Genomic DNA, 14058 nt, shown 5'->3' with positions numbered 1-14058 from the left:
AGGTCCGGCGGGTGCGGGCGATCAGGGGCCCGGGCAGTGAGCAGGTGGCGTGCCGCTCGAACCGCGTGTGCCTGCGGCCACCGCCATCCTGCCGGGGCCGATCTCGCCATCACACACCCTCCCCCGCTGTCCGCGCGGCGCGGCTCAACTCCCGACCACCGAAGGCCACGGTACCGGCCTGATAGGACCTCCCCGCCATGTAGCCGCCATTGATCCGGGCGGCGGGCGGGTCCGGCCGGGTCGACGCAGCGCGGTACGGCTACCGCCACCGGCGGGGGTCAGGCGTCACCGGGGTCCGAAACGCTGAGGGCGTGGTCGATCAGGGCGCTGGCGGCATTCTCCTGTGCCAGGATGTGTTCCGCGGTGTCGCCGCGAGCTTCGGACATGGACACCACCGCGCTGCGGCGACCGTCGGCGGTGACACCGTTGAGCGTGATGTAGCCGCCATCGCCGCCCTCGTGGCTCCAGTACGTTCCTCCGCCGCTCAGGGGGCGCTCGACCACGCCGAGGCCGTACCGGCCGCCGGGCCACAGGTGTTGCACCTCCGAACTGACGGGAACGGTTCGCTTCATCGCCGCCAGCTGGTCCGGCGGAAGCAGGCGGCCGGCCAGCAGCGCGCGAAGGAGCCGGTTCTCGTCTCGTGTCGTCGTGGCCCAGGACAGGTTCTCGTGGTCTACCGGTACCTGGTCGGTGACGTCGACGCGGCACCGCGGGCCGAAAAGCTGGTACGCGCGGGAATGCGGTCGAGGCAGGGTCGGCACCATTCCCATCCAGCGGGTCTGGTCCAGGCCGAGAGGCCGCAGGATGCGGTGCTCGATCTCCCGGTGTGCGACGCGCCCGGTCACCACCTGAACGATCATGCTGAGCAGGATGTAGCCCGTGTTCGAGTAGGCCCAGCCTTCACCTGGTGGAAAGTCGGGGGCGTGCTCCAGCGCCCGAGCAACCAGTTCTACCGAGCTGTGGACGTCGTGGCGGTGCTGGCGGTACTGCTGCGGGGTGGTGTATCCGGGCAGATCGTCGTGCAGCCCGCTGGTGTGTTGGAGCAGCTGGCGCAGCGTGATCCGACGGCCGTCGTTGCCGTTTGCACCCAACAGCCCCGGCAGCCAACGCTCGACCACGTCGCTCGACGACAACCTGCTCTCAGCCTCCAGTTGCAGGATCACGGTGGCGATCATCGTCTTGGATGTGCTGGCCATGCGGAAGTAGCCGTACGGCGAGACCGGTCGTCCGGTGGTCACGTCGGCGGACCCGCTGACGGCAACGCACTGCCGGCCGTCGGGCCCGATCGCGCGGGCCTGTACGCCGCTCACTCCCAGGGCGTGGATGGCATCCACGTCGCGACGCAGCTGCCCCGCCGCGTCACGCATCGTCAGAACCCCGGCGAGAGGCGCGCTGTCGTTGCGCGCGCAGGATCGTGCGCGCAGGCAGCGCCGTGGCGACGAGGACCAGAACGATGACGAAGGCGACGATGGCGCCGTAGGCGACCGGATCGAGTGCGGGCGCACTGCGGTCGCCGTTGCTGAGCGCGTACGTCATCGAGATCAGTCCCGGCAGGGCGAAAGCGGTGCCGACGAGGCAGGCAGTGACCGCGAGGAAAGCGGCGTCCCAGCGCCACACCCGACGCAGTTGGCGCGGGGTCGTCCCGACGGCAGCCAGCAACGCGAGCTCCGATCTGCGTGCGAGAGTCGCCGTGACCAGGGAGTTGGTGACGGCGATGGCGATGTAGCCGAACAGCACGAGCAGGATCAGCAGCCCGAACCTGTCTCCGCCGCTCGGCGCACGTCCGGCGTCGGCCTTCGAGAGGCCGACCACCCGAATGCCGGGATGGTTGGTCAGCCGGTCGTTCAGCCGGCGCACCACCGCCGACTTCTGTTCGGACGCGGCGACGGTGACGGCCAGCCCGGACGGGGCCCCGGTGGCGGTTGCCGACTGCAGATCCCCGATGGGGAGCAGCACCTCGCCGAATCCCAGCCCACGTCGGTAGAGCGCGCGGACGCGACGCGTGATCGCCTGCCCGTCCGGCAACACGACGGTGACGCTGTCTCCGACCTGGGCGCCGAGCTCGGCGGCACCGAGTACACCAAGGGCAACCTCGCCGTGCCGGAGGTGGATCGGCCGGCTGTCGGTAGGTTCGAGGTCGGCGTAGCGTCCCGGCTCGTCACCGGCGATCCCGAGCGCCGCGAGCGTTTGTGGACCGTTGCCGGTGCCGGCAGGTGCGTGCACGATGACGTCGGTGGACACGTACGGGGTCACGGCACCGACGCCGGCGGCGTCACGGACGAGCCTGACGGTGCGCTCGCCGACGCCAGTCGTATCCGAGGACACCGTCAGATCCGCGCGGGAGCCAGCATCGTGTTGAGCGGACGCGACGGCGCCGGTCGTGGCCGAGCCGGCGAGTTGGACCGTGCCCAGGGCGACTCCGAGCACGATCGGGGACAGCGCCCCACCGACCCGGGCGGCCCGGTGCCGGATGCTCTGCAACGCCAGGTACGCGGCGGGGTCCCGGGTCGCCGGCCGGCGCACGATCCATCCAGCGATACGCACCACCGCCGGGCTCAGCGGGCCGATCGACAGCGCCATCACCAGCCCGGACAACCCCGGGAGTCCCGTGGCCACATCGACGTTGGAGGTGTACAAGGGCGCCAATGCCATCACCGCACCCAGCGCGAGGACCGCAAGCCCGATGATGGTTCGGCGGACCACTCGCGGTGCACGGGCCGCGTCGTCGCCGTCGTCCAGATGCGGTAGCGGACTGCCGCGTACGACCCGGCGCAACGCCACGCGCGCGGCGACCTCCGCGGCGGCGAATGCCGCCAGGGCCGCCAGCACCACCGGCAACGGACCGAGCACGGGATGCAGGGTGCGCGGCACCACCCCCCAGGATCGAATGGCGCCCACCAGCACCACACCCAGCGCGGGTCCGGCCACCCCGCCAAGCAGCGCCATCGACCCCGCAACCACGTGGATCTCGGCTCGTAGCAGCCGTTTCACTTGCCGCGGCGTGGCACCGACGACCCGGAGCATCGCCAGTTCCCGGGACCGTTGCCGGACCTGAAGCGAGGTGAGCGCCATGACGGTGAAGACCGCCACGATGAGCGCGATGGCACCGAGCGCTGCCGCGGAGGAGACGAGGTCCGCCTTGGCTCGGCCCTGCGAGACGACCTCGAGTGGTCCTCGGTGGTCGCGCTGCCACAACCGCGCGCCGTCTCGTACCACCAGCCGGTCGAGGGCCCGAGCGTCCGGCTTCGTGCTGGGCCAGACGCCGATGGCCGCCACCCGGTGATCAGGATTGCCGTGTGCGGCGATCTGGGCGTCGTCGAGGTAGACATCCGGTGCGTCGACACCCCGGTCGTCGGCCGTGGTGGTGCCCACGACGGTGTACTCGACCGCCTCGTCGCCAAAACCCAACCGAGCTCGGCTTCCTATGTTCAACCCGTAGGAGCGGGCCAGTTCTCGCGGCAGGACCATCTCGTCGGGGCGGTGGGGGGCGTGGCCGGCCGAAAGCGTGCGGTCGCCCAGTGCGAACGCCGCCCACGGATGCACGTCTGCCGGCTCAGAGTCACTGCCCGCGGCTTGGAAGGCCGCCGGCACGATCCGGTCGGTCACGATGCGGGAGCCCGGCAGTGCCCGGTGGAGGTCGGCGACGACAGCGGCGGGCAGTACCGCACGGCCCGGGGTCGCCAGGTCGACGTCGCCGCTGACCGGGGTCGACTGCCGTGCTGCGATCAGCAGTGGTGCGTTGCGGTACTCGCCGGTGGAGACCTGGCCACGGGTCCCGGTCTCCAGCAGTACGGCGAAAGCGCCCACCACGGTGGCGGAGAAGAAGACGGTGACAGCCAGCGCGGCGACCTGCCCCGTGCGTCCTCTCAGCATCAGTCGGGCGAGGCCGCTCACGGGCGCCGCCCCACATCGGTGAGAGCCGCCGAGATCTGACCGGCGGTAGCTCCACGAAGCTCGCCCTGCCAGCGTCCGTCGGACAGAAACAGCACCCGGTCCGCGACCGCGGCGGCGCGTGGATCGTGCGTGACCAGCAGCGCTCGCTGATCGAGATCGCTGACGATCGAGCGCAGCAACCCCAGCACCACATCGCTCGACGCGGTGTCCAGGGCGCCGGTCGGCTCGTCGGCGACGATCAGCTCCGGATCGGTGATCAGCGCGCGGGCGAAGGCGACCCGCTGCTGCTGGCCGCCCGACAGCTGGGACGGCCGGCGTTGCAGCGTCGCCGCCACCCCGACGATCTCGGCCAGTTCACGTACCCGCCGCCCGTCGATGCGTCGACCGGCCAACCGCAGGGGCAACGAGATGTTGTCGGCCACCGTCAGGGACGGGATCAGGTTGTAGGACTGGAACACCACGCCGACGCGCGAGCGGCGTAGCTCGGCCAGGCCCGCCTCGTCGAGGCGGGTGATGTTCTGGCCGCCGATGCTGACCGATCCCGTGTCCGGTTTGTCCAGACCCAACAGGCAGTTGAGCAAGGTCGTCTTGCCCGAGCCCGAGGGACCCATGATCGCGGTGAAGGTCCGCGGCGTGAGCGAAAGGTCGATGTCGGTCAGAGCCCAGAAGCGCCCTGGCCCGGAACCGAAACTCTTGCTCAGCCCGCGAACCGTCACCGGCTGCCCATCGGCACGGCCACGACGAGTCCTGTCTTCTACCGTCACACGATCGACGGTAGGAGGTCGACGGGCCTGCCGCGGTACTGCGCGCACCCGAATCGAGGGCAGTACGAGTGCCCGCCCCTCAGGTAGTGCTGGCTGTACCCTGCTCGGCCATGGCCGCGAGCGTGCGCCGCCCGGAGGCAGGTCAGCCCGCTCGCCGTAGAGTGAATGCGTGGGCGTTACGGGGGGAGCCGGCACCAGGTGGCGGCCGCGTGAAGCGTTGTCGGCACGGCAGTTCGCTCGGTCGCTGCGTTACCTGTCCGCCAGCACCCTTGCCGGGTTCGGCGGGCTACTGGTGCTCGTCGCCGTGCTGCTGGTCGCCCTGCTGTGCATCGTCGGCGTCGGACTCCTGCTCACCGGCGTGGCATCGGGATTGTTGCATCGTTGGTGTGACCGCGAGCGGGTGCGGGTCGGGCGGCTTCTCGGCCGGCATCTCGGTTCGCCCTACCTGCCCGCGAACGCCGGCGGGTCGCGCCTTGCCGACGGCACCGTGCCGCGCGATCTGGCCGTTCTGCTTCAGCGGATCGTCGTGGGCATCCGGCTGGGCCTGTTGACGATCCTGCTGCCGCTGACCGCGCTGCAGGCGGTGGCACTCGTTGGCTACTGGTGGGCGATGCCGGAAGGCAAACCTGCCGAGCAGTTGTTCCCGGTGACCTCCTGGTGGTGGGCCGCGGCCTCTGGGCTGATCGGCATCGCGGGCCTGATGGCATGGTGGGCCGTCACCCCGATGTTCTCGATCGCCGACGCGAGGCTCGCCGAACTGTTGCTGACGCCGACCCACAACCAGCAACTGCGGCTGCGCGTGCAGCTGGAACAACAACGCCGGCACTCGGCCCTCGACGTACACAGCGCCGAACTACGGCGCATCGAGCGGGACCTGCACGACGCGGCGCAGAACCGCCTCGTGGCCGTCTCCATGTTCGTCGGTACCGCACAACGCCAGTTGGACACCGGTGTCGGCGACGTGGCGGAAACCCTGGACAAGGCGCAGCAGGCCAGCCGCGACGCCTTGGCCGAGATGCGCCGCATCATCAGGGGCATCTATCCCCCGACGCTGGCCGAAGAAGGTCTCGTCCCCTCGCTTGGCCTGCTCGCCGACCGCATGCCGATTCCCACCCGCCTGCACGTCGCCAGCGCCCTGCCGACGCCGGCATCGGTCGGCGCGGCAGTGTACTTCTCGATCGCCGAACTGTTGACCAACGTGAGCAAGCACAGCGACGCGACCGAATGCGTCATCGAGGTCAGCTGGAGCAGCAGCAACGGCCGTACCTGCATCAGCGCATCCGTCACCGACAACGGCCGTGGTGGCGCCGACCGGAGGAGAGGCACCGGACTGGTGGGTATCGAGAGACGAGTCGAGGCACTGGGCGGCACCCTGGCGGTGACGAGTCCACAGGGTGGACCGACATCGGGACGGATGGAGCTGCCGTGCGAGTCCTGATCGCCGAAGACGACGCCTTGCTCCGAGAGGGCCTCGCCGCGCTGTTACGGGCGGAGGGGATCGACGTCGTCGCCACCCTTCCCGATGCGGACAGTCTCTACGCGACCATCGAGCAACACGACGCCGAACTGGCCATCATCGACGTACGGATGCCGCCGACCTACACCGAGGAGGGCCTGCTGGCCGCCATCGACGTTCGCACAAGGCGTCCGGGCTTCCCGATACTGGTGCTGTCGGCCCACGTCGAGACCAGGTACGCCAGCGAGTTGCTGGCTGACGACGCCGGCGCGGTGGGCTACCTGCTCAAGGAGCGGGTCGGTGCCGTCGAGGACTTCATGAGCGCCGTCGCTCGCGTGGCGGGAGGCGAGAACGTCCTCGACCCCGAGGTGGTCAGCACGCTGATGCGGCGTGGCCGAAGCCCGCTGACCGCGCTCACCGCACGTGAGCGGGACGTACTGGAACTGGTGGCCCAAGGCGACCGCAACGGCGAGATCGCGGCAAAACTGCACGTCACCGAGCCTGCGGTGAACAAACACATCCGCAACATCTTCAGCAAGCTGGGGCTGTTCGCCGACGATGCCGGCCACCGCAGAGTCCGCGCGGTCCTCACCTACCTACGCGAACAGTGACCGCCGCGCCGAGAGCTGGCTGGACGTGTCCTCGCCTGCCGCACGGTGACCTCGATGGCGCACGGCACCGACGCCTCCTGGGCGCTCCCTCGAGGAGCGTCGAGCGGTCCAGGATGATCTGCCGGAAGCACAGGCCGGGCCAGACGGGGCGCCTGCGCTGTCGGCAAGCCAGGGCAGCCGAGCGCTTGCTTGCCCACGAAAGCAGGCCCGTCAGGCAATCCACGCGCGGGTCAGCTGTCCTGGACCGCGACGGCGCCTTTGGGGCGCTGCCGGCAGTGGACGCGGCCGGGTGACCCGAGACGACCGCGTGTCGCCGGCCAGGGATCACTCGTCGAGGCCCGCGCCGCCGGGGCCGCCGGTAGGATCGTCGCGGTACGCCGGCATCGGAAACGGCGCTGAAGTCGTCGCGCGACCGGGCCAGTCGCTATAGGGTCGGATCGTGAGCTTGACGACCAAGCCCCTCACCGCCGAGACGTGGGCGGACTTCGCTGCGCTGGTCGAGGCCCACAACGGCGTGTGGGGCGGATGCTGGTGCATGGGGTTCCATCCCGAAGGCGTCGGCCGGGGCCACACGCCGGAAGGCAACCGGGACGCGAAGCGGGCCCACACGATGGCCGGAACGGTCCACCAGATCCTCGTGTACGCAGACGGCGAGTGCGTGGGCTGGTGCCAGTACGGCACGCCGGCCGAGCTGCCGAACATCAACAACCGCAAGAAGTACGACTCGACCGCCACCGATACGCCGGCCTGGCGGATCGGCTGCATCTTCACCGCCAACAGACACCGAGGACGAGGCGTCGCTCGCGCTGCTGTCGAGGGGGCCCTCGACGCCATCGCTCGAGCCGGCGGAGGAGTCGTCGAGGCCTACCCCGAACAAACCGCGGATCGGCCGCCGCAGCGCGGGGCGTATCTGCACACCGGCCCCGAGGAGCTCTACGAGCGGTTCGGCTTCGTCCGCGATCGCAAGATCGCCAAGTGGCGCTGGGTGATGCGTGCCGACGTTCCTGCCGCGCCACCATCGTCAGACCGGTGAGCCCGCCCCTCCGGTGCCGTCGGATCGCGATGACCTACCGGGTGCATCGATACCGCGGCGCCGCGTTCGCGTCGCTCAGTGCAGCGCAGCTGCCACCGCGGCGACAGCTTCATCGCCCAGTACCGCGTGTTGCGACCGGCCCGGCAACGCGGGCGGGTAGGCCCAGTGCGTGACCGGTTCGTCGCACGGCCTGCCATAGGGCAGGCGGACGACGCCGTCGGAGTCGACGAAGCAGTCGCGATGCTCGGTCCCGTCCCCGTCCCGGTGACTGGCGTGGAAGACCGACGCGAGGACGATCCAGAAGTGCTCACCGTCCGGATACCGGCCGGTGGCCGCCACCGCGACCGGCCACCCGGATTCCGGCAGCCGCTCGCGCGCGTCCACCCACTCGACGATGGTGTCCATGCCCACCTTCCGTTGTCAGAGGTTCCCCGCCGCCCGTGCGCCTGCCCGGCGGCAGTCCGGTCCAACCGCGCGTGGTGGTCCGGTGCCGTGGGCCGGCACTGACCAGTTGTAACCGACCCGGGCGGACCCGCGCATCGGGGAGATCCCCTGCGGCTGGCCACCCTCGTACCAACCCGACGCCGGTGCTGCACGAGCGGCGCACGGCGTGGTACGCGACCTCGACCAGCCGGGCGTGGGGCGCGCTCTTCTCGACGTCGCTCTCGCGCGCGGTGGGACCCCGCCGACCGTACCCATCTCCATCGGGACGGCTGGTCCTGCTCGCCGCGCCCCGGAGCCGCCGCCCCTCGCTCGGCACCGTCGGACGCTGCGCCATCCGCAGCAGGGGCCGTAGCGGGCTCGGCAACGCGCGCCCTGGCTTGCTCAGCGCGGTCCGAGCCGGCTCGGATCGTACGGATCGCCGCGCTGGCCGGGGATCGCCGTGGACCGGGCAGGATCAGCCACCAGACGATCGATCGCGACGTACTCGGCGACCGCTTCGAACCGGTCGAGTTCTGCGACCAGCCGACCCAGTCGCTTGACCTGGTAGAAGTCGGCGCCCGCGCGCCCATCTCGAATCCAGCCCGGCAGCCGTTGGACCACCCACTCCCCGTCCACGCTGCGCCAGCTGTCGGTTCCCATGTTCATCCTCTTCGTGCCTGACGGTGACAAGCCGTGCCGGAGCCGACTGCAGGATCCCCAGTGTGGAGCGACGGAAGCATGCGCACAGTGACGGAGCGCACACGGCAACCGGATCGTGATCGACGGCGCCGCGGCAGAGTCGCCCTGGACTTCGGTTCGGCCGTCGCGGCGTGTGGCCGGCGCTCGGCCATCCCGCGAACGCACGGGGAATGCGGTGTCGGGCGCGGTCCGCTCTCGTCGGTGCGGGATCCGGCCGTACCGCGTGTCCCGGAGCGGTGGCAGTACCGGCCGAAGGGGCACGCGTCGTTCGCTGCGTGCCCCTTCGGCCGGGTTTCAGGAGAGGGTGAAGTCGAGCTTGGTGGTGCGGTCGGCGGTGACCGTGGCGGTCCTGGTCGCCGGGGTGTGGCCTGCCGCTTCGGCGGTCACCGACTGGTCGCCGGTCGGGGCGAACAGCCGGTACCGGCCGTCGGTGTCACCGTGCACCGTGGTGCCGGCCGCGGTCACCGTGGCCGACAGTCCGGCGCCGGAGCCGTCGGTCACCCTACCCACGACCATGCCGCCCGCGACCGGATCGCAGCTGCGGTTGCCGACGAACACATCGTCGATCTCCCACCACTTCGACCAGTTCCCGGTGTAGTGGAACCGCACGGTCAACTGGTGCCCGGCGGCGGCGGGCAGCTCGACGACCACCGGCCCGCGCACGCTGGTCGTACCTGCCTTGTGCCACACCGACTTCCAGGTCTTCCCGCCGTCGGTACTGGCTTCCACGGTGGCGGTGGAGTTCACCGCGCCGCGCAGGTCGGTACCGAAGGTGATCGCGGGGGCGGTCGCCTCCGACAGATCGAAGGTGGGTGCGGTCAGCGTCGTGTCCTGGATGGCGTGCTGTCCACTGTGGTCGGAGTCGACCACCGCGAAGTTGCCCTCGCCTCCGGTGTCGTTGTCCCGCGAGCCGGGGTTGCTGAACTGCCAGCCGGGCTTGTAGTCGTAGCCGGGCTGCTGGTGGTTCAGGTCGGCGACCCGCCACCCCTTCGGGGCCCTGCCGCCGTCGAACGGCTGCACCGTACCGTGTTCGGTGGCCCGGTAGCCGGCCGCCGTGCACACCGCCTCGACCGTCAGCGTGACGTCCTGGGACACCGTCTCGGTGCCGAGTTCCACGTCGACGTCCTGCGTGGTGTAGCCGCCGTCGACCGCGGCGACGTGCAGGGTGTACTTCTCGTTCCGCAGCAGGTTCAGCTCGTACTTTCCGGTTGCCGGATCGGTGTGCGTGCTGGTGCCGTCCGAGGCGGTGACCGTCGCGTACAGGCCCCAACCGTGACCGGAGCCGTCGGCGACGGTACCGGTGACCGCCACCGTCGGGGTCGGGTCGAGAGCGAGGTCCTGGGTCGTGGTGCCGCCGTCGGTGACGGACACGGTGACCGTCTTCGCCTGGTACCCGCGACGGGAAGCGGTCACCTCCCAGGTGCCTGCCGGCAGCGGCAGCGAGTACTTCCCGTCCGCGCCGGTGGTGGCCGTGCGGCCCATCGCCGCGACCTCGACGCCCGAGACCGGTTCGCGGGTCGCGGAATCGGTCACGGTGCCGCCGACGGCGCCGGCCGCCTGGTACGTGAACGCGGCGACCCCGTTCGGGGTCCCGAGCCCGGTCGGCCCGTCGTAGCCGGGACCACCACTGCACAGGTACGCCGGTGCGCAGCTGCCGTTGCTGCCCGAGGTCACGTCGTTCAGCGCAGCCGGATCCACCAACGCCGCGTCGTACGGGTACGAGGCGGGTTCGGCGTCGGCGGCCGGCGTGCCGGCGAGGGCGTAGGTCGCGGCGATCAGCGGTGCGGAGGCGCTGGTCCCGCCGTACACCTTCCATCCGTTGTAGTAGACCGCGACGCCGGTGTTCGGGTCCGCGACCGCCGACACGTCGGCCACCGCCCGCTTCCCGCAGCCGCTGTCGGTCTGCCAGAACGGCTTGCTCTCGTAGGCGGAGCAGCCGCTGCCGGCTCCGCTCCAGGCGCTCTCGGTCCAGCCCCGCGCCGTTCCGGCGTCCCGGCCGAGCGAGGTGCCGCCGACCGCCACCACACCTTCTGCGGTGGCCGGATAGCTCACCCCGTAGCCGTCGTCGCCGGTGCTGGCGGTGACGACGACCCCGGGGTGGTGGTAGTGCTTGTCGTAATCCCCCTCCGCCGGGTCCTCGGTCGCGCCGTAGCTGTTGGACACGTACTTCGCGCCCATCGCGACCGCTTGGTCGACGGACGCGGCGAGCGCGTCGATCGAGTTGTCGTCGCCCTCGACGAGCAGGAGGTGGCAGTTCGGGCAGGCGGCCGAGACCATGTCGAGGTCGAGCGAGATCTCCCCGGCCCAGCCGATGTCCTCGGCCGGGTAGTCGGTGCCGCCCCGCTGGTCGACCTTGCGGAAGCAGCCGTTGTCGGTGGTGCAGGGCGGCAGGCCGTACTGCGCGCGGTAGGTGGCGAGGTCCGACTCGGCGGTCGGATCGTCGTACGCGTCGACGATCGCCACCGTCACGCCGTCGCCCGCGGTGGCCGACGGCAACGCGTACGCCGACTGCAGGTCACCGGGCCCGAACCCGGACGGGGTGACCGCGTTCGGCAGGATTCCCTTGCTGGACTTGACATCCGTGCGCTGCAGCGCGAAGCACGACACCTTGCCCGGACCCGGGTCCGCGGCGCAGGAGCGGGTCGTGGCCGGCGCGGCGGTGTCCTGCCCCGGTGGTACCGAGGCGGCGGCCGGCGCGGTGGCGAGCAGGGTACCGGCGGCCAGCGCCAGCACCGTCCACCATCGTCTGTTTCTGGATCGGGCCATGTCACTTCCTTCCGCAGCTGAGGTGAGCGACCTGCGGGTCGGTGAGGTCGAGGAACGAGTTGTCGGACACCGAGCCGACCGCCCAGACGTCGTTCGGGCCAGTGCCGTCGATCGCGGTGTAGTAGTAGCGCAGCCCGAGCTCCTTCGGCCCCGGCACCTCGACCGTGGCCCAGGTCGAGCCGTCCCAGTGGGCGAACGTGTGCGCACCGTCCGGTACCTCGACGATCACCCAGACGCTGCTCGCGTCGGCCGCGTACACGGCGTTCATCCGGCCGTTGCCGAGATCCGGGAGGTCCATCAGCTGCCAGGCGTGGCCGTCCCAGCGCGCGGCCAGCGGCGCCGCGGCGGTGGCGCTACCGGCCAGCAGCTGGCTGCCGACCGCGTACACCGCCCCGTCCGCGCCGACGCTCACGTCCCGGAACGAGGAGCGTCCGGTGCCCTCCGGGCTCGGTACGACGGTCCACGAGGTGCCGTCGTAGTGCTCGGTGAACGTGCCGTACCCGGAGCCGACGGCCTGGTAGCCGACCGCCCAGATGTCGGTCGCGGATCGCGCCGCGACCGCGGACAGCACGGTGTCCGGGGTGTCCGCGGCGGGATTCGGCACGATCCGCCAGGAACGGCCGTCCCAGTGCTCGGTCAGCGCGCCGAGCGGGCTCATGTTGCCCACGATCCCGGCACCGGCCTTGTAGGTGCCGCCGACCGCCCACGCGTCGTTCGCCGACAGCGCATCGACGCCTGCCAGCGACAGCGTCGTGTGCTCCGGATCCGGTGCGACCGGCAGCGGCATCATCGTCCATCGCCCGTCGTGCCACCGTTGCACGGTCTGGGCCGCTCTCAGCGAGGTGAACATCCAGCCCTCGCTGGCCGACGAGTACCCCGAGACATCGGCATTCAGCGGCAGCACCGACAGTGTGGGGAGCTGGGTCGTCTCGGCGATCGACCGGCCGTCGAAGCGGGTCAGCCATGGCTGCCCGGTCGAGTCCGCGTACCCAGCGATACGGACGTCGCTGGTGGACACGGCGTCGACGGCCGACAACATGGTGGCGCTCTGGGGTTTGGTCGGGGTGTCGACCAGCTGCCAGCTCGGCGTGCAGCCGTGGTCCGGTCGGGCCGGACTGGCCGATGCGGAGGTGCTCGCGGCCGCGGAGGCGAGCAGTACGCCCACCGCCAGCGCGACCTTGGTTCTGGTGATATGCATGGGGATCTCCTAGAAGGCGCCGATGCCGTGCGGGGTGCCGAGTCCGGTCGGCCCGTCGTATCCCGGGGCCGCGTTGCACAGGTAGCCACCGCCGCAGCTGCCGGCGGGGCCACTGGTCACGTCGTTGAGCGCCTTGGCGTGCGAGTACGGGTACTGGACCGGCACCGTGGTCGCGTTGCCGGCGAGCGCGTAGACGCCGGCGATCAGCGGTGCCGCCGCGCTGGTGCCGCCCAGTGCCAACCAACCGCCTGCGGAGCCGTACGTGTCGTACACGGCGACTGGCGTGCTCGGGTCGGCGACCGCCGAGACGTCCGCGATGGTGCGCTTGCTACACAGCTTGTCCTTCTGCCAGGCCGGTTTCGGCACGTACGCCGAGCAGCCGGAGCCGGCGAGCCGCCACGACCGCTCGCCCCAGCCGCGGGCCGAGTCGTCCTGGTAGAGCGAGGTACCGCCGACACTGACCACGGTGGGCAGACCGGCGGGCATCTGGGCGCCGAAGCCGCTGTCTCCGGAGGACGCGACGATCGTGACACCCGGGTGGTCGTAGTGGCCGGCGAGGTCGGCGAGCTCGGTGTTCCACTCGAGGGCGCCGTAGGAGTTGGAGACGACGTCCGCGCCGAGCTCCACCGCCGTGTCGACCGCGATGCCCAGATTCTCGATGCTGTTGTCGTCCGCCTCGACCAGCAGCAGCTGGCAGTTCGGGCAGACGGCGGAGGCCATGTCGAGATCCAGCGAGATCTCCGCCGCCCAGCCGGCGTCGGCCGGCGGCGGCGTGGTGCCACCCCGCTGGTTGACCTTCTTGAAGCACGGGAAGTCGGCGTCGCAGGCGGGCAGCCCGTTGGCCTTGCGGTACACGGCGAGATCGGACTCGGCGTTGGGGTCGTCGAAGGCGTCCACGATCGCGATCGTCTGCCGCGCGCCCAGCAGGTCGGACGGCAGGTCGTAGGCGTCCTGCAGATCGGCGGCCAGGAACGGGTGCAGGTCGGCGGCCGCGGCAGCCGAGCGACTCAGCGGCCGGCCCTTCGCATCGCTGTCGAGCATCGCGAAGCAGGCAGCGTACCCCGCGGCGGGTGCGGAGCAGGCCCGCTGGACGGTGACCTGGGTTGCTGGCGCGGCGCTGGCGGTGGCTCCGGCCATCGCCGCCGCGAGCAGCCCGGCGGCGACGGCGACGGTTCCGATCCGGCGCCGAAATCGTGTGTGAGGCATGGGGAACT

11 protein-coding genes are annotated in these 14058 nt (G+C 70.9%); 3 read left to right on the top strand and 8 right to left on the bottom strand.

Annotated features, from left to right (window positions below; genetic code table 11):
* Positions 1–278 precede the first annotated feature (278 nt).
* The 3 genes from NUM_RS17175 to NUM_RS17165 are packed head-to-tail and all read right to left on the bottom strand — an operon-like array spanning position 279 to position 4658.
* On the bottom strand, positions 279–1367 hold the full coding sequence (locus NUM_RS17175; protein ID WP_207125869.1) for a serine hydrolase domain-containing protein: 1089 nt from the start codon (positions 1365–1367) through the stop codon (positions 279–281).
* Positions 1360–3894 carry an FtsX family ABC transporter permease gene (locus tag NUM_RS17170; RefSeq protein ID WP_207125868.1) on the bottom strand — a complete coding sequence of 845 codons (2535 nt, stop codon included), beginning with the start codon at positions 3892–3894 and terminating at the stop codon, positions 1360–1362. Before NUM_RS17170 ends, NUM_RS17175 begins: the two co-directional genes overlap by 8 nt.
* The gene (locus NUM_RS17165; protein ID WP_225918642.1) at positions 3891–4658 is read right to left on the bottom strand and encodes an ABC transporter ATP-binding protein; all 768 of its coding nucleotides are present in this window, start codon (positions 4656–4658) and stop codon (positions 3891–3893) included. Before NUM_RS17165 ends, NUM_RS17170 begins: the two co-directional genes overlap by 4 nt.
* Positions 4659–4827: 169 nt before the next feature.
* On the opposite strand from NUM_RS17165, the gene NUM_RS17160 reads away from it, so the two are divergent.
* The 3 genes from NUM_RS17160 (at position 4828) to NUM_RS17150 (ending at position 7758) form a co-directional block, all read left to right on the top strand.
* Positions 4828–6096, top strand: coding sequence for a sensor histidine kinase (locus NUM_RS17160; RefSeq protein WP_207125867.1), 1269 nt, complete (start codon positions 4828–4830; stop codon positions 6094–6096).
* Positions 6084–6725: a response regulator gene (locus NUM_RS17155; protein WP_207125866.1), complete on the top strand. Its 642-nt coding sequence runs from the start codon at positions 6084–6086 to the stop codon at positions 6723–6725. Before NUM_RS17160 ends, NUM_RS17155 begins: the two co-directional genes overlap by 13 nt.
* 439 nt (positions 6726–7164) lie before the next feature.
* On the top strand, positions 7165–7758 hold the full coding sequence (locus NUM_RS17150; RefSeq protein WP_225918641.1) for a GNAT family N-acetyltransferase: 594 nt from the start codon (positions 7165–7167) through the stop codon (positions 7756–7758).
* A 75-nt stretch (positions 7759–7833) separates the two neighbouring features.
* Here the strand turns inward: NUM_RS17150 and NUM_RS17145 are convergent, their stop codons facing one another.
* The 5 genes from NUM_RS17145 to NUM_RS17125 form a co-directional block, all read right to left on the bottom strand.
* On the bottom strand, positions 7834–8163 hold the full coding sequence (locus NUM_RS17145; protein ID WP_207125865.1) for an AQJ64_40280 family protein: 330 nt from the start codon (positions 8161–8163) through the stop codon (positions 7834–7836).
* A 420-nt stretch (positions 8164–8583) separates the two neighbouring features.
* Positions 8584–8841, bottom strand: a complete 258-nt coding sequence (locus NUM_RS17140; protein WP_207125864.1) for a hypothetical protein — start codon at positions 8839–8841, stop codon at positions 8584–8586.
* 333 nt (positions 8842–9174) lie between these two features.
* Positions 9175–11646 carry a carboxypeptidase regulatory-like domain-containing protein gene (locus NUM_RS17135; protein ID WP_207125863.1) on the bottom strand — a complete coding sequence of 824 codons (2472 nt, stop codon included), beginning with the start codon at positions 11644–11646 and terminating at the stop codon, positions 9175–9177.
* A gap of 1 nt (position 11647) precedes the next feature.
* The gene (locus NUM_RS17130) at positions 11648–12844 is read right to left on the bottom strand and encodes a hypothetical protein (protein WP_207125862.1); all 1197 of its coding nucleotides are present in this window, start codon (positions 12842–12844) and stop codon (positions 11648–11650) included.
* 9 nt (positions 12845–12853) lie between these two features.
* Positions 12854–14050 carry a S53 family peptidase gene (locus NUM_RS17125; protein WP_207125861.1) on the bottom strand — a complete coding sequence of 399 codons (1197 nt, stop codon included), beginning with the start codon at positions 14048–14050 and terminating at the stop codon, positions 12854–12856.
* Between the last annotated feature and the right edge of the window lie 8 nt (positions 14051–14058).

Origin of the sequence: Actinocatenispora comari (genome assembly GCF_017312725.1) — a bacterium.
In the GTDB taxonomy this organism is placed as follows: Bacteria; Actinomycetota; Actinomycetes; order Mycobacteriales; family Micromonosporaceae; genus Actinocatenispora; species Actinocatenispora comari.
The sequence above is the reverse complement of the archived record's forward strand: the minus strand, read 5'-3'. Positions and strand labels throughout refer to the sequence as shown.